This window comes from Micromonospora sp. DT15, assembly GCF_049841475.1.
In the GTDB taxonomy this organism is placed as follows: Bacteria; Actinomycetota; Actinomycetes; order Mycobacteriales; family Micromonosporaceae; genus Micromonospora.
In genome coordinates this window covers 62,912-89,283 of sequence record NZ_JBNCKJ010000001.1, presented here as the reverse complement: position 1 = coordinate 89,283, position 26,372 = coordinate 62,912, and the positions used below count along the sequence as shown (strand labels likewise).

General features: G+C 72.1%; 21 protein-coding genes. 12 read left to right on the top strand and 9 right to left on the bottom strand.

What is annotated here, in order from left to right:
• Positions 1 to 110 precede the first annotated feature (110 nt).
• On the bottom strand, positions 111 to 1,286 hold the full coding sequence (locus ACLQ3F_RS00410; RefSeq protein WP_357203146.1) for an ROK family transcriptional regulator: 1,176 nt from the start codon (positions 1,284 to 1,286) through the stop codon (positions 111 to 113).
• A gap of 163 nt (positions 1,287 to 1,449) precedes the next feature.
• Between ACLQ3F_RS00410 and ACLQ3F_RS00405 the strand changes: the two genes are divergently transcribed.
• The 6 genes from ACLQ3F_RS00405 to ACLQ3F_RS00380 are packed head-to-tail and all read left to right on the top strand — an operon-like array spanning position 1,450 to position 6,449.
• Positions 1,450 to 2,178, top strand: a complete 729-nt coding sequence (locus ACLQ3F_RS00405) for an amino acid ABC transporter ATP-binding protein (RefSeq protein WP_425845005.1) — start codon at positions 1,450 to 1,452, stop codon at positions 2,176 to 2,178.
• Positions 2,179 to 2,197: 19 nt separating this feature from the next.
• The gene (locus tag ACLQ3F_RS00400) at positions 2,198 to 3,166 is read left to right on the top strand and encodes a glutamate ABC transporter substrate-binding protein (protein WP_357203148.1); all 969 of its coding nucleotides are present in this window, start codon (positions 2,198 to 2,200) and stop codon (positions 3,164 to 3,166) included.
• A gap of 16 nt (positions 3,167 to 3,182) precedes the next feature.
• Complete coding sequence (locus ACLQ3F_RS00395; protein WP_112582064.1) at positions 3,183 to 3,827, top strand: amino acid ABC transporter permease; 645 nt, start codon at positions 3,183 to 3,185, stop codon at positions 3,825 to 3,827.
• Positions 3,824 to 4,693 (top strand): amino acid ABC transporter permease, encoded by an 870-nt coding sequence (locus tag ACLQ3F_RS00390; RefSeq protein ID WP_124859725.1) that lies wholly within the window; start codon positions 3,824 to 3,826, stop codon positions 4,691 to 4,693. The genes ACLQ3F_RS00395 and ACLQ3F_RS00390 overlap by 4 nt, the downstream gene beginning before the upstream one ends.
• Positions 4,690 to 5,709 (top strand): asparaginase, encoded by a 1,020-nt coding sequence (locus ACLQ3F_RS00385; protein WP_425845002.1) that lies wholly within the window; start codon positions 4,690 to 4,692, stop codon positions 5,707 to 5,709. The genes ACLQ3F_RS00390 and ACLQ3F_RS00385 overlap by 4 nt, the downstream gene beginning before the upstream one ends.
• The gene (locus ACLQ3F_RS00380; RefSeq protein ID WP_425845000.1) at positions 5,706 to 6,449 is read left to right on the top strand and encodes a copper homeostasis protein CutC; all 744 of its coding nucleotides are present in this window, start codon (positions 5,706 to 5,708) and stop codon (positions 6,447 to 6,449) included. Before ACLQ3F_RS00385 ends, ACLQ3F_RS00380 begins: the two co-directional genes overlap by 4 nt.
• 118 nt (positions 6,450 to 6,567) lie before the next feature.
• Here the strand turns inward: ACLQ3F_RS00380 and ACLQ3F_RS00375 are convergent, their stop codons facing one another.
• From ACLQ3F_RS00375 to ACLQ3F_RS00365, 3 genes are all read right to left on the bottom strand, one after another.
• Entirely contained in the window at positions 6,568 to 7,104 is a 537-nt protein-coding gene (locus ACLQ3F_RS00375) for a hypothetical protein (RefSeq protein ID WP_425844998.1), read from the bottom strand.
• A 72-nt stretch (positions 7,105 to 7,176) separates the two neighbouring features.
• Complete coding sequence (locus tag ACLQ3F_RS00370; RefSeq protein WP_425844996.1) at positions 7,177 to 7,347, bottom strand: hypothetical protein; 171 nt, start codon at positions 7,345 to 7,347, stop codon at positions 7,177 to 7,179.
• 309 nt (positions 7,348 to 7,656) lie between these two features.
• The gene (locus tag ACLQ3F_RS00365) at positions 7,657 to 10,122 is read right to left on the bottom strand and encodes a glycoside hydrolase family 2 protein (RefSeq protein ID WP_425844993.1); all 2,466 of its coding nucleotides are present in this window, start codon (positions 10,120 to 10,122) and stop codon (positions 7,657 to 7,659) included.
• A 112-nt stretch (positions 10,123 to 10,234) separates the two neighbouring features.
• On the opposite strand from ACLQ3F_RS00365, the gene ACLQ3F_RS00360 reads away from it, so the two are divergent.
• Positions 10,235 to 11,254, top strand: a complete 1,020-nt coding sequence (locus tag ACLQ3F_RS00360) for a LacI family DNA-binding transcriptional regulator (RefSeq protein WP_357221587.1) — start codon at positions 10,235 to 10,237, stop codon at positions 11,252 to 11,254.
• 6 nt (positions 11,255 to 11,260) lie between these two features.
• On the opposite strand, the gene ACLQ3F_RS00355 is transcribed toward ACLQ3F_RS00360, so the two are convergent.
• Positions 11,261 to 13,633: an EAL domain-containing protein gene (locus tag ACLQ3F_RS00355; protein WP_425844991.1), complete on the bottom strand. Its 2,373-nt coding sequence runs from the start codon at positions 13,631 to 13,633 to the stop codon at positions 11,261 to 11,263.
• 225 nt (positions 13,634 to 13,858) lie between these two features.
• Here ACLQ3F_RS00355 and ACLQ3F_RS00350 point away from each other — a divergent pair, with 225 nt between their 5' ends.
• Complete coding sequence (locus tag ACLQ3F_RS00350; protein WP_425844989.1) at positions 13,859 to 14,251, top strand: PH domain-containing protein; 393 nt, start codon at positions 13,859 to 13,861, stop codon at positions 14,249 to 14,251.
• On the opposite strand, the gene ACLQ3F_RS00345 is transcribed toward ACLQ3F_RS00350, so the two are convergent.
• Positions 14,245 to 15,171 (bottom strand): 2-hydroxyacid dehydrogenase, encoded by a 927-nt coding sequence (locus ACLQ3F_RS00345; RefSeq protein WP_425844987.1) that lies wholly within the window; start codon positions 15,169 to 15,171, stop codon positions 14,245 to 14,247. The two genes, ACLQ3F_RS00350 and ACLQ3F_RS00345, sit on opposite strands and share 7 nt — an antisense overlap.
• 185 nt (positions 15,172 to 15,356) lie before the next feature.
• On the opposite strand from ACLQ3F_RS00345, the gene ACLQ3F_RS00340 reads away from it, so the two are divergent.
• The 3 genes from ACLQ3F_RS00340 to ACLQ3F_RS00330 all read left to right on the top strand — a co-directional run bounded on the left by ACLQ3F_RS00340 (position 15,357) and on the right by ACLQ3F_RS00330 (position 20,110).
• Positions 15,357 to 17,174: a SpoIIE family protein phosphatase gene (locus ACLQ3F_RS00340; RefSeq protein WP_425844985.1), complete on the top strand. Its 1,818-nt coding sequence runs from the start codon at positions 15,357 to 15,359 to the stop codon at positions 17,172 to 17,174.
• A gap of 92 nt (positions 17,175 to 17,266) precedes the next feature.
• Positions 17,267 to 18,439: a PQQ-dependent sugar dehydrogenase gene (locus ACLQ3F_RS00335; RefSeq protein ID WP_355005337.1), complete on the top strand. Its 1,173-nt coding sequence runs from the start codon at positions 17,267 to 17,269 to the stop codon at positions 18,437 to 18,439.
• Positions 18,440 to 18,499: 60 nt separating this feature from the next.
• Positions 18,500 to 20,110, top strand: a complete 1,611-nt coding sequence (locus ACLQ3F_RS00330) for a metallophosphoesterase (protein WP_425844981.1) — start codon at positions 18,500 to 18,502, stop codon at positions 20,108 to 20,110.
• A gap of 33 nt (positions 20,111 to 20,143) precedes the next feature.
• On the opposite strand, the gene ACLQ3F_RS00325 is transcribed toward ACLQ3F_RS00330, so the two are convergent.
• Both ACLQ3F_RS00325 and gatB read right to left on the bottom strand, forming a co-directional pair.
• Positions 20,144 to 22,501, bottom strand: coding sequence for a transketolase-like TK C-terminal-containing protein (locus tag ACLQ3F_RS00325; RefSeq protein WP_425844979.1), 2,358 nt, complete (start codon positions 22,499 to 22,501; stop codon positions 20,144 to 20,146).
• A 122-nt stretch (positions 22,502 to 22,623) separates the two neighbouring features.
• Entirely contained in the window at positions 22,624 to 24,123 is a 1,500-nt protein-coding gene (gene gatB / locus ACLQ3F_RS00320) for an Asp-tRNA(Asn)/Glu-tRNA(Gln) amidotransferase subunit GatB (protein WP_145785165.1), read from the bottom strand.
• 195 nt (positions 24,124 to 24,318) lie between these two features.
• On the opposite strand from gatB, the gene ACLQ3F_RS00315 reads away from it, so the two are divergent.
• A complete protein-coding gene (locus tag ACLQ3F_RS00315; protein ID WP_425844977.1) occupies positions 24,319 to 24,846 on the top strand; it encodes a hypothetical protein in 528 nt (175 codons plus the stop codon).
• A gap of 36 nt (positions 24,847 to 24,882) precedes the next feature.
• Here the strand turns inward: ACLQ3F_RS00315 and gatA are convergent, their stop codons facing one another.
• Complete coding sequence (gatA, locus tag ACLQ3F_RS00310; RefSeq protein WP_124859764.1) at positions 24,883 to 26,358, bottom strand: Asp-tRNA(Asn)/Glu-tRNA(Gln) amidotransferase subunit GatA; 1,476 nt, start codon at positions 26,356 to 26,358, stop codon at positions 24,883 to 24,885.
• Between the last annotated feature and the right edge of the window lie 14 nt (positions 26,359 to 26,372).

The window sequence follows — 26,372 nt, the reverse complement described above, 5'->3', positions numbered from 1 at the left end:
GGAAAATGTCAGGATGATCGGTGCCGCCGCATGCGCAAAAGCAGATAAATCTGGCATGAAACACAGATGCGAGTCACCCTAGGTGAGCGACGCGGTCGCTGTGAGCGAGGTCAGGCGGCCGCTACGACGTGGTCGATCACCAGGTGGGCGGCACCGGTGATGCCGACGTCCTGGCCGGCGGCGACCCGTTCGATGAGCAGGGTCTGGGTGGCCAGCGGGAGGCACCGCTCGTAGAGGGTGGCCCGCATGCTGGCCAGCAGCGGCTCACAGTCGGCGAGCCGACCACCGATGGCCACCACCTGCGGGTTGAAGAAGTTGACCACCACGGCCAGGATCTCGCCGACGGCGCGGCCGGCCTGCCGGGCGAGAGCGGTGGCCTGTCGGTCACCGTCGTCGATCAGCCGGATCACACCGGTCAGGTCGGAGACCGGCACGCCCTGCTCCCGGAGCGCGGTGACCAGCGCGGCACCACTGGCCACGGCTTCCAGGCAGCCGGCGTTTCCACAGGTGCACGGCGGCGCGGGATCGGCCACCACCCGACAGTGGCTGATGTCCCCGGCCGACCCCTGCGCGCCCCGGTGCAACCGTCCACTGGAGATCACACCGGAGCCGATTCCGGTGCCAGCCTTGATGTAGACGGCGTGGTCCAACTCGGAATGCGCGGTGCGGTGCGCGCCGAGTGCCATCAGGTTGGCGTCGTTGTCCACGACGACCGGCACGTCGACGCGACCGGCGCAGAACGCGGCGACGTCGAAGCCGTTCCAGCCGGGCATCCGCGACGGGCTGACGATCCGCCCGGTGGAGTGCTGCACCGGGCCGGGGATCCCGATGCCGACGCCGCGGAGCGCACCTGGCGCCGAGCCGCCGCCGGCCGCCGGATCGCCGCCGACCAGCGTGGCGACCTCGGCGAGTAGCGCGCCGAGCACCGCCTCCGGGCCGTCCTCGATGCGGACCGGCAGGGTGCGGGCCTGGACCACCCGCCCGGAGAGATCCAGTGCTCCGACGCGGGCGTGATGGGCGCCGAGGTCGATGGCGCCGACCACCGCGCCGCCGGTGGGCACGGCGAGTTGACGGGGCCGCCGTCCACCCCGGGACCGCCCGGCACCGGCCTCCTCCAGCAGCCCTTGGCTGATCAACGCCTCGACCCGCTGGGAAACCGTTGACGGGGAGAGCCCGGAGAGGCGGGACAGGTCGGCCCGACTGACGGCCGCACCGGTGGCCACCCAGCGCAGTAGCTCCCGGGGGCCGCCCCGGAGGGCATCGCGTGGCGCGTCGTCAATCGTCACGTCAGCTTCTTAGCACCCGCAGTTTGTTCAAGCAACCGGTTGACTTAGTTTGCTAGCTACCTTTAGATGGCGCTGTTGGTTCGATATGAAGCTGACTTAGTTTTGTAGTCGAAGGAAGTGAGGCCGCCTGGTGGCACCGGAGACGACGGGTGCGGACCGACCGATGGTGTCGGTACGCGGCCTGAACAAGTGGTTCGGTCCGCTGCACGTGCTCAAGGACATCGACCTCACGGTGGCCGCCGGCGAGGTGGTCGTCGTGGTGGGGCCCTCCGGCTCCGGCAAGTCGACACTGTGCCGCTGCCTCAACCGGTTGGAGACCGTCGGGCAGGGCAGCGTCGAGATCGACGGTGAGCCGCTGCCCGCCGAGGGCCGCGCGCTGGCCCGGCTGCGCGCCGACGTCGGCATGGTCTTCCAGTCGTTCAACCTCTTCGGCCACAAGACGGTGCTGGACAACGTCACCCTCGGCCCGACCCGGGTCCGCCGGATCCCTCGACCCGAGGCGCGGCAGCAGGCATTGGCCCTGCTGGAGCGCGTCGGCATCGCCGACAAGGCAGACCACCACCCGGCCCAACTCTCCGGCGGGCAGCAGCAGCGGGCCGCGATCGCCCGAGCCCTGGCGATGCAACCGAAGGTGCTGCTCTTCGACGAGCCGACCTCGGCCCTCGACCCGGAAATGGTCAACGAGGTGCTCGACGTGATGGTCTCCCTCGCCGCCGAGGGGATGACCATGATCGTGGTGACCCACGAGATGGGCTTCGCCCGTCGCGCCGCCGACCGGGTGGTCTTCATGGACGACGGCCGGATCGTCGAATCCGGCGAACCCGACGACTTCTTCGCAGCTCCGCGCACCGAGCGGGCCCGCGACTTCCTATCCAAGATCCTCCAGCACTAGCCCCCAACGGGAGGGTGTCATGTCAATCCTCAAGATGAGCTTCACCGGGCGGCGGTCGCTCGCCCTCACCGCCACCGCGGTGGCGGTGGCCCTCGCCGCCGCCGGCTGCGGCGGCGACAGTGGCGGCAGCGCTCCGACGCTGCCCGGCAACCCCGGTCTGGGCGGCGACGGCGTGGTCGCCCAGTCGGTGTACGACGCGGCTCCGGTCGCCACCGACGCGGACATCCCGGCCGGTTCGACGATGGAGGCGATCCGCAAGCGCGGCTACCTGAACATCGGCGGATCCCTGGACGCGCCGCTGCTCGCCCAGCAGAACCCGGTCAGCGGCACCATCGAGGGCTTCGACGCCGACATGGCGAAGTTGCTGGCGAAGTACATCATCGGCAAGCCCGAGGTGAAGACGACGACCATCGGCACCCAGACCCGGGAGGCCATGCTCCAGGCCAAGTCGGTGGACGCGGTCTTCCAGACGTACACGATCACCCCGCAGCGGGCCACCCAGGTCGCCTTCGCCGGGCCGTACCTCACCTCCGGCCTCGCGGTCGGGGTCCGCAAGGACGACACCTCGATCAAGAGCGTCAAGGACCTCGCCGGCAAGACCGTGATCGTCGGGGCGAACACCCCCGCCGTCACCGCGCTGCCCACCGCCGCGCCCGGCTCGAAGCAGATCGCCTTCGGCACCGACCCGCAGGCGTTGCAGGCACTGCTGCAGAAGCGCGGCGACGCGTACGTGCAGGACTTCACGCTGCTCGCCTCGGGCGCCAAGGCGAACCCGGGGATGAAGGTGGTGGGCGAACCGTTCACCACCGAGGCCTACGGCATCGGCCTCAACAAGGAGGACGCGCAGTTCAAGGAGTTCGTCAACAACTGGCTGAAGAAGATCCAGGCCGACGGCACGTGGGCGAAGGTCTGGGAAGGCACCCTCGGCTCGGTGGTGGAGGGTGGGGCGCCCACCCCGCCCGCCCTCGGTTCCGCCGACGGCTCCTGAGCAGCCTCTCGTACCGATGGAAGCCCTCACCGCCCACCTGAGCGAGCTTGGCCACGGCCTGGTCACGACGGTCGAACTGACCGTCGTGACCACCGTCGGCGCGATGCTGCTGGGCATCGTCGTGGCCACTCTGCGGATCGCCCCCGTCCCGCTGCTGCGCGCCATCGGCACCGCGTACGTGGAGGTGTTCCAGAACCTGCCGCTGCTGGCGCTACTGGTGCTCTTCGTGTTCGCGTTGCCGACGATCGGCATCACGTTCCCGCTGTTCACGTCCGCCGCGATCGTCATCGCGGTGTACGAGGGGGCGTATCTGGCCGAGGCGATCCGAGCCGGGATCAACACGGTCGGTGTGGGCCAGGCTGAGGCGGCCCGAGCCATCGGGCTCACCTTCGGCCAGTCCCTGCGGCACGTGATCCTGCCGCAGGGACTCCGGGCGGTGATCCAGCCGATCGGCAACATCTGCATCGCGCTGCTGATGAACACCTCGCTGGCCGCCGCCGTCGGCGTGGTCGAGCTGACCCAGGCGGCCAACACCGTGAACCTGGTCGAGGCTCAACCGATCGCCGTCTTCACCGGCGCCGGCCTCGCCTACATGCTGCTGGCGCTGATCATCGGTCAGGTCACCGGCCTGCTCGAACGAAGGCTGGCGATCGTCCGATGAACAAGACGCAACAGATCCTCTTCGACGAACCCGGCCCGCGCGCCCAACGGCGGATCCGGATCGCCACAGTGCTGGGCGCCGTCGTCCTGGCCGGTGCCCTGGTCGCGGCGGTCTACCAGTTCGCCAGCCACGGCGAGTTGGCCGCCGCCCGGTGGGAGCCGTTCACCACCTGGCCCATCTGGCGGTACCTGCTCAACGGCCTGTGGGCCACGCTGCGCGCCGCCGCCGCGACCGCCGTGCTGAGCGCCGCGCTCGGGCTGTTGCTGGCGCTCGGCCGGCTGTCGACACATCGACCGCTGCGCTGGCTGGCCGGCGCGTACGTGGAGATCTTCCGGACCGTCCCCACCCTGCTGCTGATCTACGTGACGCTGTTCGCGCTGCCGCAGTACGGGCTGAACTTCCCGCTGTTCTGGAAGCTCGTGGTGCCGCTGGTGGTCTCCAACTCGGCGGCGTTCGCGGAGATCTTCCGGTCCGGCATCCTGGCGCTGGACCGGGGGCAGACCGAGGCCGGGCTCGCGGTCGGGCTGCGCCGCGGGCAGGTGATGGCGCTGGTGGTCCTGCCGCAGGCGCTGCTCCAACTTGCCCCGTCCCTGGTCAGCCAGCTGGTCGGGCTGCTCAAGGACACCTCGCTCGGCTTCGTGGTCAGCTACACCGAGCTGCTCTACAGCGGCCAGGTGCTCTCCTCGTACACCCACCTGCTGATTCAGACGTTCCTGGTGGTGGCGCTGATCTACCTGGTGGTCAACGCCTCGCTGTCGAAGTTCGCCCGCGTACTCCAGGCCCGTAACGGCCGCTTCGGCGGACGGCGCGGCCGGCGGACCGCCGAGTTGCCCCCGCCACTCCTCGAAGGGAACACCCCCCGGTGAGCATCTTCCGCTACGCCGAACTGGCCCGGGTCGTGCGTAACGGCTTCGTCGAGAGCCGGCACTACGGCAGCGTCGTGGTGCTCTCCCCGGACGGGGCTGTCGCCCTCGCCGCCGGCGTACCCGACGAGCCGGTGCTGCCCCGCTCCACCCTCAAGCCGGTGCAGGCACTGGCCTGCCGGATCGCTGCCGGCGACGAGCTGACCGGCCCGGCGCTGGCCGTCGCCGCCGGCAGTCACACCGGCGACGACCGGCACGTCGAGGTGGTTCGGACGATGCTGGCCGGGGCCGGCCTGACCGAGGACGCGCTCGGCTGCCCGGTGGACTGGCCGGAGGACGAACCGACCCGGGAATGGCTGATCCGCGCCGGCGGACAGCGCGACCGGATCCGGATGAACTGCTCCGGCAAGCACGCCGCGATGCTCGTCGCCTGCGTCGCCAGGTCCTGGAGCACCCACGACTATCTCGACCCCGACCACCCGCTCCAGCGGGAAACCGCCGCCGCCGTCGCCCGGCTGGCCGGCACGCCGGTCGCGCACCACGCGGTCGACGGCTGCGGTGCACCGCTGTTCGGCCTGTCGCTGACCGGCCTGGCCCGCACCTTCCAGGCGTTGGTCACCGCGCCCGCCGGCAGCGACGAGGCGCTGGTCGCGCAGGCCATGCGCCAACACCCGGAGTACGTCGGCGGCTGGAACGGGCACCCGAACACCGACCTGATGCGGGCGCTGCCCGGCGTCCTCGCCAAGGGTGGGGCCGAAGGCGTGCTCGCGGTGGCCGCACCGGATGGTCACGCGGTGGCGGTGAAGGCGATCGACGGTTCGCCCCGAGCCACCACCGCAATCGCCCTCGCCGCCCTCGACGCCGTGGGCGTACCGGTGGGTGGAGCCGACGCGCTGCGCCAGGTGCCGGTGCTCGGCGGCGGCGTACCCGTTGGTGCCGTCACGGCCGTCATCGACTGGGCCACAGCATCGTCTCGGACCGAAGCGGCATCGCCTCGCACGGAAAAGGAAGAATCATGAACACATTCGAGATCTGCATCGACAGCGTCGAGGGAGCGGTCGCCGCCGAGGAGGCCGGCGCCGACCGGGTGGAGTTGTGCTCCGCGCTCTTCGACGGCGGGCTGACCCCCAGCCTGGGCACCATCGAGACGACAATGCGCGCGGTCAGCCGGATTCGGGTACACGTGATCGTCCGTCCCCGGGCCGGCGACTTCATCTACTCGCCGTTCGAGATCGAGGCCATGGAGCGGGACGTCCGGGCCGCCGTGGCGGCCGGCGCGCACGGCATCGTGATCGGCGCGTTGACCGCCGAGGGTGACGTCGACGTGCCGACCACCCGCCGGCTGATCGCCGCCGCGGGCGACGCCAGCATCACCTTCCACCGGGCGTTCGACATGACCCGTGACCCGCAGGCGGCGCTGGAGCAGCTGATCGAGCTGGGCGTGCACCGGGTGCTCACCTCGGGTCAGGAGGTCAGCGTGCTGGAGGGTGCTCCGCTCATCGCCGACCTGGTGCGCCGGGCCGCCGGCCGGATCGTCGTCATGCCGGGCGGTGGCATCACGCCGCGCAACATCGCCCGGATCGTCGAGGCGACCGGCGCCGACGAGTACCACTTCGCGGCCCTGGTCAGCTCGGACAGCCCGGCCGTGCACCGCAACCCGGCGCCGCTGATGGGTGGCAGCCTGAACCGGCCCGAGTACGAGCGTTCGGGCACCTCGGGCACCCTGGTCGGCCAGGTGCTCGCCGCCGCCAGCGCCTGACCGACAACACGTCCTGACCAGCGGCGGGCCTGGAGGAAGACCTTCAGGCCCGCCGGTCACGGGTGTCAACCGACGGGCCAGCGCCGGCGATGTCACCCCGGTGTGACGGCGACCGGCCTCAGTAGCCCAACAGGGCGATGAGTAGCGAGGACACCGCGGCGACCAGGAGCACACCACCGGTGCCGAGCCCGACCACCGCGCTCACCGCCACGACGCGGGCCCGGGCCACCGGCACCGCCGCGAGGGCCACCACGGTGACGAGTGCGGCGACCAAGTAGATCAACGGGTAGTCGATCAGCACCGCAACCGGGAAGAGGTGCACGCCCACAACGAGGGCGACCCAGGGGGCGGCCAGCTCATTGCGCCGCAGCAGAGCGAGCACCCCCGCACCGACCGCGGCGACGCCGAACTCGATGCCGACGACGATGCCGAAGGTGGGGCTGGTGTCGGCGTCGAACGCCGTACCGCCCGACCAGTGACGCCAGGCGAGCAAGGCCCCGGCGGCAGCCGTGAGCAGGGAAAGAACCGAACCGGCGATGAGCACCGGCCGCCACGGCTTCGGGGGCGCCTCCTGCGCCCAACCGAACCAGCTGGTGGCGAAGAAGCCGAAAACGAACGCCGTCGCCGCCGCGTCCCGGACATGGTCGGTGATCATTGGCTCCCCGATTACTTCCTGGGCTCGACGTCTGTCTTCGCCTCGTCTGTGAGCCGCACTGGCGAGCGGCAATCATGATCGCGGTAGATACTGCCGTAGCGGGGCGGCTGCTCTGCCCGCACCCGCCACGGTGAGCCCCGCCAGCAGGTCCCGGCGCGGCGAGCGGTGCACCGCCACCCAGTCGGCCCGGCCGGGCAGCAGCCCGAGGAGCCGCTCTCGGGCCACCAGGATGGCGAGGCTCATCGATGTCCGCTCGTGGCGCGCAGGTCGCGGACCGGCTTCGGGCCATCCTGGAGCAGTTCGAGGACCCCTTCGAGTGGTGAGGGGGCACAGGCCACCCCCGCCCCCTTTGCTCTGCACCCCGATAAGCACCAGTCGCAGACCGTAGCCGTCGCATCCGCGGGTGCAGAGCAAAGGACAATCGACGAGCCCTTACTTCCCGGACACCTCAGGCACCCAGCACCAGTGACACCCAGCGGCCACGCAACCCGACATCAGGAAGCAGCGGCCTCCGCAGCCGTGGGAGCCCACTACTTCATCGTTCGAGCCTGATCATGGGACCGTGAGCTGACTCGACGCGATGTCGTTGACGCAGCGCAGCACCGGGCGTGCGGTCAGTGCGGCGGGGTCCAGCGACCGATCCACGTGCACGGTGAACGTCGTCGACTCGCCGGGCAGCAGCGTGACCAGGGCCGTGTCCACCGTGGCGGAGCCGTCGAGGCGGTCCGCGAACAGCGTCAGGTCGCGCAGCACGGTGCGGGCCGTGACCCGGACCCGCTGCCCACCGTCGACCGGCTCGACCGTCGCGTCCCAGGCCGCCGCCGGCCAGTCCACCTCCCGGTCCTCGGCGAAGAACCACAGGGCGCGCTCCGCGGTGCCACCGGACTCCGCGACCAGCAACTCGCGCCGGGCATCCTCCGGCCGTGCCAGGTCCGCCGGCAACGGCAGCACCACCGAGGAGTACGCCGGGACGTCGAGGTCGACCGAGGTCTTCGCCCTCGGCTCCCCGGTGAGCGTGAACCGGGTGACCGCAGCCGGTGCGGCCCACGCCTCGGCGGTCTCGTTGACCGCCACCAGGGCCAGGCCGCCGTCGCGGGGTTGCACGGTGAGCAGCCGGTCGGCGTACGCGTGGCGCAGCGCGTACCACAGGGGTTTGCGGCGGCCGTCGCCGTCGACCGCCGACCAGGAGGTCACCGGCCAGCAGTCGTTGAGCTGCCAGACGATGGTGCCGGCGCAGACGTCCCGGTGGGAGCGGAAGTGCTCCACCCCGAGCTGGATCGCCCGGGCCTGGTTGAGCTGTGTCAGGTAGTGCCAGTCGTCGAAGTCCGCCGGGGTGGGCAGGTGCGCGTCGAGGCCCCGTTGGAGCTTGGCGTCACCGCCGGCCGCCTTCTGGTGGTGCGCCATGCCCGGTGAGTCGTGGGCCAGGGGTTCGTCGCTCAACGCGCGGCGCAGCGTCGCGTACGCCGGTGGGGCCTGATAGCCGAATTCGGCGACGAAGCGCGGGACGTACTCCCGGTATCTGGTGTAGTCGTCGGTGTTCCACACGTCCCAGATGTGGGTGGTGCCGTGCGCGGGGTCGTTGGGGTGGAGCGCCTCGCTGCCCGACCAGGGGCTGCCTGGCCAGTACGGCCGGGTCGGGTCCAGCTCGCCGACGATCCGGGGCAGCACGTCGAGGTAGTAGCCGCGCCCCCAGGTGCGCCCGGCGAGGGCCTGCTGCCAGTCCCAGTCGTGCCAACCCCAGATGTTCTCGTTGTTGCCGGTCCAGAGCACCAGCGACGGGTACGGCGCGAGGCGGGTCACCTGCTCGGCGGCCTCGGCGGCGACCTCGGTGCCGAACGGCTCCTCCTCCGGGTACGCGGCGCAGGCGAAGAGGAAGTCCTGCTGGACGAGCAGGCCGCGCTCGTCGGCAAGGTCGTAGAAGTCCGCCGACTCGTACCGGCCGCCGCCCCAGACCCGCAACAGGTTGACGTTGGCCGCGACCGCCTGGTCGAAGCGCTCGGCCAGCCGGGCCCGGGTGATCCGGGTGGGGAACGCGTCGTCCGGGATCCAGTTGACCCCGCGGACGAAGACCGGGACGTCGTTGACCGACAACGCGAACGGGGTGCCGTGCGCGTCGGGGGTGGTGTCGAGCTGTACCGAGCGGAAGCCGATCCGGTGCGACCAGCTGTCCACTGTGTCGCCGTCCGGTGCGTGCAGTGTCACAGCGATCGGGTGGCGGGCCTGCTCGCCGTACCCCCGGGGCCACCACAGCGCGGGCTCGCGGACGGTGAGGGTGAGCACGGCCGTGCGCTGCCCGGCCGGGACGACCACCTCGGCGCGGACGCCGGCCACGGCGGCGCGGACGGTCAGCGGGACGTCCGCGACACGCTCGACCTCGACGTGCACCTCCACCCGGCCGTCGCGACCGTCCATGGTGACCAGCGGACGGACGGTGGCCAGTCGAGCGGTCGACCAGGCGTGCAGGCTGATCTCCTGCCAGATGCCGGCGGTGACCAGTGTCGGCCCCCAGTCCCAGCCGAAGTTGCAGGCCATCTTGCGGATGAAGTGGAACGGCTCCGGGTAGGCGTTCGGTCGGTCGCCGAGCCGTTCCTGCTGTGCCTCGGCGTAGCGGTACGCGGAGTCGAACGTGACGACCAGGTCGTTGTTGCCGTCGCGCAGCAGCGGTCGCACGTCGAACCGGTAGCCGCGGTGCATGTTCGCGGTCCGGCCGACCTCCACCCCGTTGACGGTGAGCGTGGCGACGGTGTCCAGGCCGGCGCAGACCAGGTCGACGCGCTCCTCGTCGCCCGCCCGGTGGACGAATGTGGTCTGGTAGACCCAGTCGGTGCGCCCGATCCAGGCCAGCGCCACCTCGTTGTCGTCGAGGTACGGGTCTCCGATCAGCCCGGCGTCGAGCAGATCGGTGTGCACGCAGCCCGGCACTGTCGCCGGCACCGACCGACCGGCGACCTCCTCGGGCACCTGCGCTCCGGGGGCCGCCCGCACCGTCCAACCGTCGTAGAGTGCCTGTCGACTCACGATGTCACCGCACCTTCCCGCATCGAAAGATGCCAACTGAACCGGATAAGCTGAGCCACGCTACGGTCCGGAATCAGGGCTGTCAACGGCCAGAGAGCGAAGGAGCACGCCGGTGAAGCGGCCGACCATCGCCGACGTCGCCCAACGCGCAGGGGTGTCCAAGGGCGCCGTGTCGTACGCGCTCAACGGGCAGCCCGGCGTCTCCGAGGCCACCCGGCAGCGAATCCTCGCCATCGCCACGGAGATCGGCTTCAGCCGCAGCAGCGCCGCCCGCGCCCTCTCGGCCGCCACCGCCGGGGCTGTCGGCCTGGCCCTGTGCCGCCCGGCGCGGACCCTCGGCGTCGAGCCGTTCTTCATGGCGCTGATCAGTGGCGTCGAGGCCGAACTCTCCGCCCGTTCGTACGCGCTGACCCTCCAGGTGGTGGCCGACCCGGACGCCGAGATCGCGGTCTACCGGCGTTGGTGGGGCGAACGACGGGTGGACGGGGTGCTCGTCTGCGACCTGCGCACCGACGACCGTCGCATCCCCGCACTCGAACAGCTGCAACTGCCGGCGGTGGTGATCGGCGGTCCCGGCGGCACCGGTGAGCTGGCGAGTCTCTGGTCCGACGACGCCGCCGCGCTGACCGAGACGGTGGAGTACCTGGCCGCGCTCGGGCATCGCCGGATCGCCCGGGTCGCCGGTCTGCCCGAGCTGCGGCACACCGAGATCCGCACCGACGCCTTCGCGGCGGTCTGCCAGCGGCTCGGTCTGGTCGACGCGGTCACCGTCTGGTCCGACTACACCGGCGAGGAGGGCGGCCGGGCCACCCGCCGGTTGCTCAGTTCGGCCGGCCGGCCCACAGCTGTCGTCTACGACAACGACGTGATGGCCATCGCCGGCCTCTCCGTCGCTCAGGAGATGGGCCTTACCGTGCCCGGCGACCTGTCCATCGTGGCCTGGGACGACTCGCCGCTGTGTCGGCTGGTGCACCCGCCGCTGACCGCGCTGGGCCGGGACATCCCGGCGTACGGCGCGCACGCCGCCCGGCAACTGCTCGCCGTCGTCGCCGGGCAACCGGCCGGGCGGGTGCAGGACGAGACACCCCACCTCACGCCGCGTGGCAGCACCGCACCGCCGCGAGGGAGATGAACCGGTTCAGCGGGACGCTGAGGGAAATTCCTCGAAGTACGCCTCGACCCGCTCGGCAGTCGCCGGCCGGGACAGCGCGAACCCCTGCCCGTACCGGCAACCGCCCCGGCGCGCGCCCTCGACCTCCGTCGACGACTCCAACTCCTCGGCGACGATCTCGACACCCAACCGCTCGCCCACGTTGACCACCACGTCGATCAACGGCGGTTGCCCGTCCGGCCGTGCGCCCACCAACTCCGGGCCCACCTTGAGCAGGTCGATCGGCAGGCGGCGAAGCTGGGCCAGCGAGGCGTGCTCGGCCCGGAAGTCGTCCAACGCGGTGCGTACGCCCAGCGACCGCAGCCCGGCCAGCCGAGCCACCACCGTCGACAGGTCACCGGCGACCCTCGGCTCGCTCACCTCCACCACCAGTCGCTCCGGCGGCACCCCGTACGCGGCCAGCACGGCCGCGAGCCGCTGGACGAAGTCGGGAGTGGTCAGCTCCCGGGTGGTGACGTTGACGGCCATCCACAGCTCCCGGACGCCCACCGACCAGTTGGACAACTGCCGGCAGGCCCGGTCCAGCACCCACCACTCCAACTCGCCGACCAGGTCCAGGTCCTCGGCGACCGGCAGCAACTCGGCCGGGAGCACAGTGCCGAGCACCGGGCTGCGCCACCGCAGCAGCGCCTCCGCGCCCACCGGCTGCCCGTCAGCCAGGTCGACCACCGGCTGGTAGACGAGGTCCAGCTCCCCGCGCGCCACCGCACCGGGCAGCTCGCGTTCCAGGTCGAGCCGGCGCACCAACTGTTCCTCCAGGAACGCGTCGTACCACTCCACCCGGTCCCGGCCCAGTTGCACTGCCCGTCGCCGGGCCAGCTCGGCCTGCCGAAGCACGTCCGCCGGCCCGGCGCCGCTCACCTCGGCCAACCCGATGCTCGTCTGCACGCGCAGCATCGCACCGGCCAGCCGGTAGGGCGGGTCGAGCGCGCTCAACAGTCGGGTGCCCAGCGCGTACGCCAGCACCGGGCCGGCGGCCGTGACCACCGCGAAGCCGGTTGCCGTGCAACCGGTGACCAGGTCGTCGGGTGCGATGACCGCACGGGCCCGGTGCACCGCCTCGGCCAGCACGTCCTCCCGGGCCGTCGGGCCGAACCCCTCGGTGCCGTGCAGGTCCACGAGCAGCAGCGCACCGGCCGGCGCCGGAACGTCACCGATCGCGGCCAGGGCGTCCAGCAGGGCGACCCGGTCACCGGGGGTGCCGCCCGCCGACGCGGCTGGCCGGTTGAGCCCCGACCACGCGGAACTGTGGTCAGGCGACCAGGTGGAGCCGACGCCCGTGGCGGTGGCTGCGCCCTCCGGGACGCCGAGGGCCTGCTCGGGCGGCGGCTCCGGCGTGTCCGGCCAGCGTGCCGGCACCCCACGGCGGTGCCGCAGCGAACGGCCGGCCGGTCGCCGATGAGCGGCCCGCCGGACGGACCTGGACGCGTCACCGGCGCGCAGCAGCTCGCGCAGCACCAGGGGCGGCACCGCCGCCAGGGCCAACAGCACGCTCGTCTGGTCCGGTGCGCGGCCGGCGCTCAGGTGCAGACCCGATGCCAGCAGCAGCACCGCCGCGGGGAGCACCGACCGGGGCCAGGCCGCTGCGACCGGCTCCACCGGCTCCGTGTCGTCAGCCGCATCCGCAGCGCCGACGGCGACGAGCAACATCCCGAACACCAATGGGGGTACGGCCAGCAGCGCCACCCGACCGGCCGGCGCGGCCGGCAACGTGGCCAGCAGCACCAGCCCGCCCAGTGTGAGCAGCACGCCACCCCGGCAGACCGCGGCACCCGAGCGCCGTCGTGGCCCCGCGAACGCGTTCAACGCGGCCATGCCCAACCCGCCGAGCGCCAAAGCGGCGACCAGCCGGACCGGGGCCGGTGGGCCGTCGGGGGGCAGCAGCAACCAGCCGGCGAGAGCCAGACCGACGGCCGGGCCGGTCGACTCGACCAGCCACCGCAACCGGACCGGGGCCGCCGCCCGGGATCGGCCGGGGAGCCGGTGCAGACCGGCCGTCGAGAGGGCCGCCACGACCAGCGACCCGATCAGCACGGCGACGGCGTGCCCGATGCCGGCCAGCGGCAACACGACGGCGGTGAGGCCCGCCGCCACCACCGCCGCGTCGAGCAGCACCCCCGCCGCACGCGGTGTCGGATCGGTGCCGCGCCGGGCGGCCAGCCGGGACAGTCGCAGGCCCGCGAGCGTGGCGCCGGCACCGGCGGCCAACGCGATCACCACCGAGGGCGGGACCAGGTCGACGGAGCCGGCGAGAAGGAGCAGCGCCACCGCCACGGACGTGGCGGCCTCCGGTGCCGCACGGCGGGGGACGAGAACGCGGAACGGGTACGCGAGGAGCACGGCGGTCGCCTTCGTGAGGGGGCACGGGGGCGGTGCGGCGGTGCGGCGGTGCGGGACATCGGACGTTGCGAGTCCGCTACCCACGATTGGCAACGATGGACGGCCGAATTGGTTACTTGCCGGTCACTCAGGGGAGACAAAGACCTGTGTCACTGTACGGCGTACCGCACGCTGCCGGCACCGCCCGCCGCGAGCCGAAACAACCCGGAGTGGGATCATCGGAGGGTGAGTAAGCCCGACACGGTCCGCTTCCGGTACAACCAAGCCATCCTGGTGGCCGCGATCATCGCCTTCGTCGGCGCCCTGCCGCTGGCCAACGCCCGGGACTACCTGCTGCCGGTGCTGCTCGTCCCGCTCGCCGTCGCGGTGTGGGCCTGGCGGGCCGGCACCGACGCCGACGCGCGGGAGCTGCGCATCCGGGCGCTGGTCGGGCAGCGTCGGATCGACTGGAACCAGATCCTCGAGCTGACCACCGACCAGCGCGGGCGCGCGGTGGCCCGGCTCGACGACGGCCACCAGGTCACACTGCCGGCCGTCCGCGGAGCGGATCTGCCCCGACTGGTCGCGGCGACCGGCCAGTCGCTGCCGGACGCTGCGGCGGAAACCCCCGGTCAGTAGCCGTCGACCACCGTGTTGATCAGCGGTTGCCCGGCGGCGAACCGGCGGATCTGATCGCCCACCAGTCGGTAGGCCCGTGGCAACAACCCGTGCACCGACCCGCCGACGTGCGGGGTGAGAAGCACGTTCGGCATCACCCAGAGCGGCGAGTCGGCGGGCAGCGGCTCCGGGTCGGTGACGTCCAACGCCGCCGAGATCCGACCGGTCCCCAACTCGGCGACGAGCGCCTCGGTGTGCGCCACCGGGCCCCGGGCGGCGTTGACCAGCAGCGCCCCGTCGGGCATCGCGGCCAGGAACTTCTCGTCGATCAGTCCACGGGTCTGGTCGGTGAGCGGCACGATCACCACCACCACGTCCGCGTCGGGCAGCAGCCGGGGCAGCTCCTCGACGGCGTGCACCCCCTGCTCCGGGCGGGCCGTCCTGGCGACAAGGGTGAAGCTCACGTCGAACGGGGCGAGCCGGTCGCGCACTGCCGCGCCGATCGAGCCAGCCCCGACGATGAGCACCCGCTTGCCGGCCAGCTCGTCGGTCGGGGTGTTCTCCGCGAACGTCCAGCGCCGCTCGGCCTGTGCCCGGACGAACGCCGGGAACGCCCGCAGCTGGGTGAGGATCGCGGTGACGACCCACTCGGCGGTGGACGGGTCGTGCACACCGCGGGCATCGCAGAGCGTCACCGCAGGCGGTGTCCGGCCGGCCCAGGCGTCCGCCCCGGCGGAGAGCAACTGCACCACCGCCAGGTCGGGCAGCTCCCGCAGCACCGCCGTCCCGTCCGAGCCACCCAGGAACGGCGGCACCCAGAAGCGGACGTCGGCCGGCTCGGACGGCATCCGGTCGGTGTGCTCGAAGACCTCCACCGTCACGTTCGCGGGCAGCTCGCCCAGGAGGTTCAGGCCGGCCTGGTGCGGAATCCATACCTTCACGTCCGCCGACGATAGTCCCCGACGCGGCGGCTGGTTCGGGCACGGCGGCGAACGGGTATGGCGGACTGTGGCGCACGAGGCCGGGACGGGCGAGACTCAGCACACCGACGTTCGGCACGAGCCCGTGCGAGGTATAACGAAGGGTCGGAGGGCCGGCCCGCCTCCGCCCGGCAGACAGGTGCAGGATGACCGACGGCTCCCCCGCCACCAACCGGCGTTCGATCGCCCCACCCGCGGCGCTCGGCGATCCGGAACGGTTGCGCGCGCTCGCCGACACCGGGCTCGACGCCACCCCGGACGAGGCGTTCGACAGGTTCGCCCGGCTGGTCAGCGACCTGTTGGACGTGCCTGTCGCGTTGGTCTCCCTGGTCTCCGCCGACCGACAGTTCTTTCCGGGCGCTGTCGGGTTGCCCGACCCCTGGTCGCAGCGGCGGCAGACTCCGTTGAGCCACTCGTTCTGCCAGCACGTGGTGGACATCGAGGCCCCCATGGTGCTGCCGGACGCCCGGCTCTACCCCCGCGTCCGGGACAACCTGGCCATCGACGACCTCGGCGTGGTCGCGTACGCGGGAATGCCGCTGACCGACCTCTCCGGCCGGGTGCTCGGCTCGCTCTGTGCCATCGACAGCAAGCCCCGCGCCTGGACGGCAGCGCAGCTGCGGACCCTGGCCGACCTTGCCGCCGCCTGCTCGTCGGAGCTGCGGCTGCGGATCGCGCTCGACGGCGCACAGGAGGCGCAGCGGCGGGCCGTGCAGGCGAACGAGCGGCTGGAGCTGCTGGCCGGGGTGAGCGAGACGTTGGCCGGCACCCTGGACGTAGGCGTCGCGCTGCGCCGGCTCGCCGCCGCCATGGTGCCACTGCTCGCCGACTGGTGCCTGCTCACCCTGATCGGGCCGACCGGCCTGCCCCGCGAGGTGGTCTCGGTGCACCGGGACCCGGCCCGCACCGCGGACATCGACCGGTTCGGCGAGCTGCTGGGCAGCGGGCTGAGCCCCGAGTCGGTCATCCGGGCGGTGCTCCGGACCGGCCAGCCCCGGCTCGGCAGCGTGGCGTCCCCGGCCGACGTCACGAGGGGCACCACGAACCCGGAGATGACACTGATCGCGCAGCGCCTGGGCATCGCCTCCTACCTGAGCGTGCCGGTGCGGGCCGCCGGCGGCACGGTGCTGGGGGCGATCACGCTCGTCAACGGCGGCCAGCGTCAGCCGTTCGACGACCGCGACCTGCTCACCGCAGTCGACATCGGCCGCCGGGCCGGCCAGGCCGTCGGCAACAGTTCGATGTACGGCGAGCAGCGGCACGTCGCCGAGGTCCTGCAACACAGCATGCTGCCCCGGCTGCCGGTGGTGGCGGAGCTGGAGCTGGCGGCCCGCTACCAGCCGGCGGCCGACCGGGTGGAGGTGGGCGGTGACTGGTACGACACCTTCGTGCAGCCCGACGGCGACGTGATCGCGGCGATCGGGGACGTGGCCGGGCACGACATCGAGGCGGCAGCGACGATGGGCCAGCTGCGCAACCTGGTGCGGGGCGACGCCTTCGGCCGGCCGGACGCGGTCGGAGTGCTGATGAGCAACCTGGACGGCGCCATCCGTGGCCTGCGGCTGCCGATCGCCGCCACCGCGACTCTGTTGCGGATCTGTCCGCAGCGCGCCGGCGTGCACGAGATGACCTGGTCCAACGCGGGGCACCCGCCGGCCCTGGTGGTCCGCTTCGGCGGGGCGGTCGAGGTCCTCCAGGGCACACCGGAGCCGCTGCTCGGCCTGGCCCGTCCGTCGCCGCGGAGCAGCCACAGCAGCAGCCTGGCCACCGGCGACACCCTGCTGCTCTACACCGACGGGCTGATCGAACGGCGGGACCGCTCGATCGACGAGGGGTTGGCCGAGTTGGCGGGCCGGCTGTCCGACACCGACAAGCTGCCCCTCGACGACCTGTGCGACCTGCTGCTCGCCTCGATCCAGCACCGTGAGGACGACACCGCGCTGCTGGCCCTGCGGGCTCGGTGAGTGGCCCACCGGGGCTCATCGGGCGGGTCCATCGGCATCCGTTGCATCTCGACGGGCCCGGCCGGGTCGCGCGGCGGGCTACCCTGGGCCGGGTGAGCGCCCGTCCCCCGTACCCTCGCATCCGCCGCCTCCGGGCGGCCCTCGCGGCGTCCTGCGCGGCGCTGCTGTTCACCGCCGGTTGCAGTTTCGGTGAGCCGGAGCCCGACCCGGCCGGCGAACCGCCCAACCTGCCCACCCCGTCCGCGTCGGCGGGCCCCGGTGGCGCCGGCCAGCAGGCGGTGGCGACTGTGCTCGCCAAGGGGCTGCGGGTGCCGTGGGCGATCGCCTTCCTGCCGGACGGCGGCGCGCTGGTCACCGAACGGGACAACGGCCGGATCCTCCAGGTCGGGCCCGAGTCCGGGCCGGACGGGCTGCGGGTCCGCCCGGTGCAGACGATCCCCGACGTGGCGGCGGCGGGCGAGGGTGGCCTGCTCGGCATCGCCGTCTCCCCCGACTACGCCCGGGACCGGACGGTGTTCGTCTACTACACCGCCGAACGGGACAACCGGGTCGCCCGACTGCAACTCGGCGGGCAGCCCACCCCGATCCTCACCGGCATCCCCAAAGCCAATGTGCACAACGGCGGAGGGCTCGGCTTCGGCCCGGACAAGCAGCTCTACGTCAGCACCGGTGACGCCGGCCAGCGCCCCCTCTCGCAGGACGTGAAGAGCCTCGGCGGCAAGATCCTGCGAATCACCCCGGACGGCAAGCCCGCCGCCGGCAACCCGTACCCCAACTCCCCGGTCTGGTCCCTGGGGCACCGCAACGTCCAGGGTTTCGCCTGGGACGCCGCGAAGCGGATGTACGCCGTCGAGTTCGGCCAGAACACCTGGGACGAGATCAACCAGATCACCAAGGGCGGCAACTACGGCTGGCCGGAGGTCGAGGGCCAGGCCGGCGACAAGCGGTTCACCGACCCGATCGTGCAGTGGGCGACGTCGGACGCGTCCTGCTCCGGTCTGGCCGCCACGGACCGGCTGCTGGTCACCGGCTGTCTGCGCGGCAAGCGCCTCTGGGTGATGGAGCTGACCGACACCGGCACCCTGCTCGGAAAGCCCAGTGAGCTGCTCACCAACCGCTACGGTCGGCTGCGTGCGGTGGCCGCGGCACCGGACGGGTCGCTCTGGGTGAGCACCTCCAACCACGACGGCCGGGGCGACCCGGCGGGCGACGACGACCGGCTCCTGCGGGTGGTCTTCGCGGGTGGTGACGGCGGACGCAGCTGATTGCGTCACCATCCGTTCAGGTTTGCCAAGATCTTCCGACGGGCAGGTCAGACTCTCAGCATGGACGGGCAACGCGACGAGCGGCAGGACGACGCCGATGACCGGGACGACCCGGTGACCGGCGACGATCGGCCGCGCCCGACCGGTTGGTGGGTCGGAGCGGCCGGCCCGCTGCGTCGCCTCGGGCTGATCGTCGCCGTCCTCGCCGTGGCCCTGGCCGGGGCGGTGCTCGGGGTGCTGGCCGGTGGCCAGGTGAGCACCGACATCGGCCCGTTCCGGGCCAATCTCAGCATCTCCCCCGCCCGGGACGGCGGCACCACCGTCGACATCCCGCCGCTCGGCGCGCTGCTGCTCGACAGCCACGACGGGCCGACCCATCTCACCGTCCGGCTGGGCGCCCTCGACCAGGGGCGCACCGAGGCGCTGATCGACGACCCCGCCAGCATCAGCCGGGCCAGCCAGAGCGCGGTGGAGGACGTCCGCTCCGGGGTGATGCGCCTCGGTCTGCGTACCCTCGGCGCGTCGGTGCTCGTCACGTTGATCCTGGCCGGGCTGATCTTCCGCGACGTCCGGCGGACCGCCTGGGCGGGAGGGTTGGCGCTGCTGGTCACCGCCAGCAGCCTCGGCACGGCGGCGGCCACCCTTCGCCCGCAGGCCATCGAGGAACCGCGCTACGAGGGGCTGCTGGTCAACGCGCCGGCCATCGTCGGTGACGCCCGCCGGATCGCCAACGACTACACCAAGTACGCGGAGCAGTTGCAGCGCCTGGTCGGCAACGTCAGCCAGCTCTACACGACTGTGTCGGCGCTTCCGCTGTTGGAGCCGACCCCGGGCACCACCCGGGTGCTGCACGTCTCCGACATGCACCTCAACCCGACCGGCTGGCAGCTGATCCGGACGGTAGTGGAGCAGTTCGGCATCGACGTGGTGATCGACACCGGGGACATCACCGACTGGGGCAGCGAACCGGAAGCCTCCTTCGTGGCCTCGATCGGCCTGCTGAAGAAGCCGTACGTCTTCATCCGGGGCAACCACGACTCCGGCAAGACCGCCGCCGCGGTGGCCCGTCAGCCGAACGCGATCGTGCTGAACAACACGACGACGACTGTCGCCGGGCTGACCATCGCCGGCATCGGCGACCCGCGCTTCACCCCGGACAAGAACACCTCCCCGGCTGGCAGCGGGTTGACCCAGCAGGTGGCCGACCAGGTGATCGGGGCCGGCAACCAGCTCGCCGCGACGGTCCGCAGCTCACCGCGACCGGTCAACATCGCGCTGGTGCACGACCCGGCGTCGGCCGGGCCGCTCGCCGGCACGTGCCCGTTGGTGCTGGCCGGGCACACCCACTCCCGGCAGGTCTCCGAGCTGCCGCAGGCGCCCGGGCAGCAGCCCACCACGCTGATGGTGGAGGGCTCCACCGGCGGTGCCGGGCTGCGTGGCCTGGAGGGCGAGAAGCCCACCCCGCTGTCGATGAGCGTGCTCTACTTCGACCAGCAGAAGCTGCTCCAGGCGTACGACACCATCACCGTCGGCGGCACCGGGCAGGCCCAGGTCAACCTGGAACGACGCCTGGTGGAGAACCCGACCGCCGGCGTCCCCGCCACACCCACGCCCACACCGACGCTGAGCGGCGGCGTCCCCGCCACACCCGCTCCCACCCCGACCGGCTGAGCCCACGCCGACGTCCGCCAGCGGGCCGGCGGGTCAGCGCAGGGCGATGGCGGCCAGGGCGGCGTTGACGATGCTGCCGGGCAGCAGGTCGTGCAGTTCGTACAGCTCGGCGACGCTGCCGGACTGGCCGAACTCGTCCACACCGAGTGGCACCGCCGGTGCGCCGACCGCCGAACCGAGCCAGGCCATCGCGTGCGACGCGGCGTCGTGCACCGACACCACCGGCACCCGATCGGCGAACGCGGACCGCAACGCGCCCGGCACGCTGGGCACCGTGGCCGTCCGCACGCCCTGGCGAAGGGTGCGCTGCCAGGCCCGGTAGAGCCGGTCCAGCGAGGTCACGTCCACCACGTGCGCGGCGACGCCCTCGTCGGCCAGCTCCGCGGCGGCGGCCAGCACCTCGGGCAGCACCGCGCCGGAGGCGGCCAGCTGCACCACCGGGGCGTCGACCAGGTGCGGGTACGCCTGGTGCGCGTCGACCAGCCGGTACGCCCCGGCGACGACCTGCCTGCGCAGCACCGCGTCGCCGAGCCGCGCCCGGGCCGCCTCGAACGGCGCCTGGTCCAGCGGTCGGGTGCTCAACCGGAAGTAGTACGCGCCGTCCTCGGCGGGTGCGGCGGTGGCGGCCGGTGCCGACCCACCGGCGATCTGACCGAGCGCGTCGCAGAGCAGCCAGTCGAGGGTGGCCGCGTACGCCGGCTCGATGAAGGTCACCCCGGGCAGTTCCAGGCCGACCGACGCGGTGATCGTGGACTGGTGGGCGCCGCCCTCCGGGGCGAGGGTGATGCCGGACGGGGTGCCGGCCACCACGAACCGCGAGCCGGAGTACGTGCCGTACAGGAACGCGTCCAGGCCGCGCAGCACGAACGGGTCGTAGACGGTGCCCACCGGTAGCAGCGGCTGCCCGGACAGGTCCCAGGAAAGCCCGAGCTGACCGAGCAGCAGGAACAGGTTCATCTCCGAGATGCCCAGCTCGATGTGCTGCCCAGCGGGGCTCTCCGTCCAGCGCAGCATCCGGTCCTCGGTCCAGGAACGCTGCTCGGTGGGGGCGAACACCCCGGTCTTGTTGATGAACCCGGCCAGGTTGGTGGAGGTGGCCACGTCCGGGGCTGTGGTGACCAGGTAGCGGCCCACCTCCCGGTCGCGCGCCAGGTCCACCAGCACCCGACCGAAGACCTCCTGGGTGGAGATCGGCTTGGTTGCGCGTACTCCTGTGCTTTCCGGGACGGTGACCCCCAGCGCACGCTCGCGCGGCGCACGGGACAGCGCCTCCCGGCGGGCGCCGGCCTGGATCCCGGCGGGTGACGCCGGGTCGAGGCGGTCCCACTCGGTCTCGGCGGTCAACCCCTGCGCGGCGCGCAGCGTGTCGACCTGCTCCGAGCTGAGCAGCGCGGAATGGTTGCGCGGGTTGCCGGCGATGGGCAGCCCCCAACCCTTCACCGTGTACGCGAAGACGACGCTGGGCCGGTCGGTGACCGCGTCGCACTGGGCGTACGCGTCGAGCATCGCCTGAAGGTCGTGCCCGCCCAGGTCGGTGACGAGCGGGCCGAGGTCCTCGTCGTCGATGCCGGCGATCAGCTCGGCGATCCCGGCCGGCGCGCCGTCCAGGAACTGCTTGCGCAGGGCCGGACCGGCCAGCCCGAACAGCGACTGGTACTGCTCGTTGGGCATCGCGTCGATCCAGTCGCGCAGCGCCTCACCGCCCGGCCGGGCGTACGCCTCGGCGAGCTTACGGCCGTACTTGACCTCCACGACGTGCCAGCCGGCCGCCTCGAACTGGCCCCGCCACTGGTTGATCCGGATGCCGGGGACCACCCGGTCCAGCGACTGCCTGTTGAAGTCGACGAGCCACATGACGTTGCCCAGCCCGGTGGTCGCCGGGTCGGCCACCGCCTCCCAGATGTTTCCCTCGTCCAGCTCGGCGTCGCCGATCAGCGCCACGAACCGGGAGTGCGGGCGGGCCCCGAAGTGCGCGTCGACGTACCGCCGGGTGGCGGCGGCGAAGAGCGGCGCGGCAGCGCCCAAGCCGACCGAACCGGTGGAGAAGTCCACAGCGTCCGGGTCCTTGGTGCGCGACGGGTACGACTGGAGGCCGCCGCGGGCCCGCAGCCGGGGCAGGTAGGAGCGGTCCAGGTTGCCGAGCAGGTACTGGATGGCGTGGAACACCGGAGACGCGTGCGGCTTCACGGCGACCCGGTCCTCGGCGTCCAGGTGCGCGAACCAGAGCGCTGTCATCGCCGTGACCAGCGAGGCGCTGGATGCCTGATGGCCGCCGACCTTCACACCGTCGCCGGTGGCCCGGTCATGATTGGCGGCGTCCACGATCCGGGTGGCGAGCCAGAGCACCCGCCGCTGGATCTCGTCGAGGACATCGAGGTCATGCTGGGTCACTGTGGCTCCATCCAGGCGTCGCCGTTGACGCCCTCGCGAGGGGTGCGGGGTGGCCGCTCAGTCGGCAGGGGGTGGCGGAAGGCCGCCGCCGGGTCACGGCAGCGGCCTTCTCCGGGCGGGTCTCAGCCCTGGACGCCGAGGCGCTCCAGGATCAGCTCACGCAGCGTCTTCGCGTCGGCCTGACCACGGGTGGTCTTCATGACCGCGCCGACCAGCGCGCCGACCGCCGCGACCTTCCCGCTACGGATCTTGTCGGCGATGCCGGGGTTCGCGGCGATCGCCTCGTCCACGGCGGCGGTGAGCGCGCCGGTGTCCGACACGACCTCCAGGCCCCGGCTGGTCATGATCTCGGTGGGCGAACCCTCACCGTCGACCACGCCCTCCAGCACCGTGCGGGCCATCTTGTCGTTCAGCTTGCCGGCGTCGACCAGACCCTGAAGCTCGGCGACCTGGGCGGGGGTGGCACCGATCTCGGCCAGCTCCACACCGCTCTCGTTGGCCCGGCGGGACAGCTCACCCAGCCACCACTTGCGGGCCGCCGCCGGGGTGGTGCCGGCGGCCACGGTGGCCTCGATCAGCTCGACCGCGCCAGCGTTCAACACCGACTGCATGTCCAGGTCGGAAAGGCCCCACTGCTCCTGGAGGCGACGCCGGTGCACCCGGGGCAGCTCCGGCAGAGCGGCCTTCAGCTCGGCGACCCAGGCCGGGTCCGGGGCGATCGGCACCAGATCCGGCTCGGGGAAGTACCGGTAGTCGGTGGCCGTCTCCTTCGAGCGACCCGGGGTGGTGTCACCGGTGTCCTCGTGGAAGTGGCGCGTCTCCTGGGTGATCCGGCCGCCCGCGTCCAGCACCGACGCCTGCCGCAGCATTTCCGAGCGGACCGCCCGCTCCACCGACCGCAGCGAGTTGACGTTCTTCGTCTCGGTACGGGTGCCCCACTCCGCGCCTGGCAGGTTGAGCGAGGTGTTCACGTCGCACCGCAGCGAACCCTCCTCCATCCGCACGTCGGAGACGCCCAGGGTGCGGATCACGTCCCGCAGCTCGGCGACGTACGCCTTGGCCACCTCGGGGGCGAGCGCACCGGTGCCCGTGATCGGCTTGGTGACGATCTCGACCAACGGAATGCCGGCCCGGTTGTAGTCGACGAGCGACTCCGTCGCCCCGTGGATGCGGCCGGTGGCGCCGCCGACGTGCAGCGTCTTGCCGGTGTCCTCCTCGAGGTGCACCCGCTCGATCTCGATCCGCACCGTCTCGCCGCCCACCTCGACGTCCAGGTAACCGTCGACGCAGATCGGCTCGTCGTACTGGCTGATCTGGAAGTTCTTCGGCATGTCCGGGTAGAAGTAGTTCTTCCGGGCGAACCGGCACCACTCGGCGATCGAGCAGTTCAACGCCAGGCCGATCCGGATGATCGCCTCGATGGCCGCCTTGTTGGCCACCGGCAGCGACCCGGGCAGGCCCAGGCACACCGGGCAGACCCGGGTGTTCGGCTCGCCGCCGAAGTCGGTCGGGCAACCGCACCACATCTTGGTGTTCGTGCCCAGCTCGACGTGGGTCTCCAGGCCGATCACCGGTTCGAAGCGCGCAACGACCTCGTCGTACGCGGGCAGTGTCGTGGTCATGAGACGCTCCAGGCGCGATCCGGACAGAACGTGTCCAGCCTAATGGGGTTGTCCGATCAATCCTCGGGCGGGTTTCGTCAGGGGCGCGTGGCGTCATCGGCGGCGGGGTAGGGAACGGCGATGACGAATACGGGGAGAGAGCCAGGAGTGCGGGCCCGGCCAGTCATGGAGGCCCGGCGGCGCTCAAGCCGGCGGATGACCAAGGCTGCGGTGGTGCTGTTGGCGGCCACCGTCCCCGCCACGTTCGCCGTCGGGCTGCTGATCGCCGACGGGAAACGGGATGCCGGCGACCCGCTGATCCGGCTGCTGCTCCTCCTGGTGACTGCGACGCTGGGCGTCGCCGTCATCCTGCTGATCAACGCATGGATGACGAAGAACTCTTCTGTGTCCGACGGCACCGACCCGGCCAGCCGGCGGCGGGTGAAGGCGGCACTGCGCGATGGGTCGACCAGCGACCCACAGGTCGACGCGCTGGCCCGCAAGGAGGCTGAGCAGCAGGTACGTCGACGGTGGGTGCCCTGGGCCCTCGGTGTGGTCATGGCGTTGCAGGTGCTGCACGCCATCAGCACCGACCGCACGTCCACCCGCTGGACAGCCGGGCTGGGCGCGGTGGTCTGGGCGGTGGTGCTCTACCAGCACTGGCGCACCACCCAACGGGCCCGCCGCTATCTCGCCGGTCGGCCAACCGCCGAAACAGCCGAGGCGGGTCACGGACCGGCGTGAACCGCCCGTCCCGACCCGCCTCGGCCCCGTTCGTTCCTACAGCGCCGGCGGGGTGAACGTGCCGATCGCCGACTCCAACGCGGCGGCGACCCGGTACATCCGGTCGTCGGCCATCGTCGGGGCCATCACCTGCAGACCGACCGGCAGCCCCTCGGAGAGCCCACACGGCACCGAGATGCCCGGCCCGCCGTACAGGTTCGTCGGAATCGTGTAAAGGTCGGCCAGGTACATCTGGTACGGGTCGGCGGTCCGCGCACCCATCGGGAACGCCACCGACGGGGTGGTCGGCGAGATCAGCGCGTCGACCCGCTCGAACGCGGCAGTGAAGTCCCGGGTGATCAGGGTCCGGACCTTCTGCGCCTGCCCGTAGTACGCGTCGTAGTAACCCGACGACAGCGCGTACGTGCCGATCATGATGCGGCGCTTGACCTCCGGGCCGAAGCCGGCCTCGCGGGTCAGCGACATGACCTCCTCCAGCGACCGGTTGCCGTCGTCGCCGACCCGCAGGCCGAACCGGACACCGTCGAACCGGGCCAGGTTGGAGGAACACTCGCTCGGGGCGATCAGGTAGTACGCCGGCAGGGCGTACGCGAACGTCGGGCAGGACACCTCGACGACCTCGGCACCCATCTTGGTCAGCGCGTCCACCGACTCACGGAACGCGGCCATCACGCCCGGCTCGGCACCCTCGCCCACGAACTCGCTCACGATGCCCAGCCGCACACCGGTCAGGTCACCCGTAGCGCCGAGCTTCGCCGCCGCCACCACGTCCGGCACCGGCTGCGGGATCGAGGTGGAGTCACGCGGGTCGTGCCCGCCGATCACCTGGTGCAGGAGGGCCGCGTCGAGCACGTTGCGGGCACACGGGCCCGGAGTGTCCAGCGACGAGGAGAAGGCCACCAGCCCGTACCGGGACGTGCCGCCATAGGTGGGCTTCGCGCCCACGGTGCCGGTGACCGCGCCGGGCTGACGGATCGAGCCGCCGGTGTCCGAGCCGATCGCCAGCGGCGCCTCGTACGCGGCCAACGCGGCAGCGCTGCCACCACCCGAACCACCGGGGATCCGGCTCAGGTCCCACGGGTTGTGCGTCGGGCCGTACGCCGAGTATTCGGTGGACGAGCCCATCGCGAACTCGTCCATGTTGGTCTTGCCGAGCATCACCGTGCCGGCCTCCCGCAGCCGCTGCACGATCGTCGCGTCGTACGGCGGGCGCCAGCCCTCCAGGATCTTCGACCCCACTGTGGTCGGAATGCCCCGGGTGGCGAGCACGTCCTTGACCGCGACCGGCACACCCGCGAGCGGGCCCAACTCCTCGCCGGCGGCCCGGCGCTCGTCCACCGCCCGGGCAGCGGCGAGCGCACCCTCGGTGTCGACGTGCAGGAAGGCGTGCACCCGGTCGTCGACCGCGGCGATCCGATCCAGGTGCGCCTGGGTCACCTCGACTGCGGACGTCTCGCCCCCAGCGACCAGGGCCGCGATCTCCGTCGCGGTCATACCAATGAGATCGCTCATGCCGTCACTCCGCT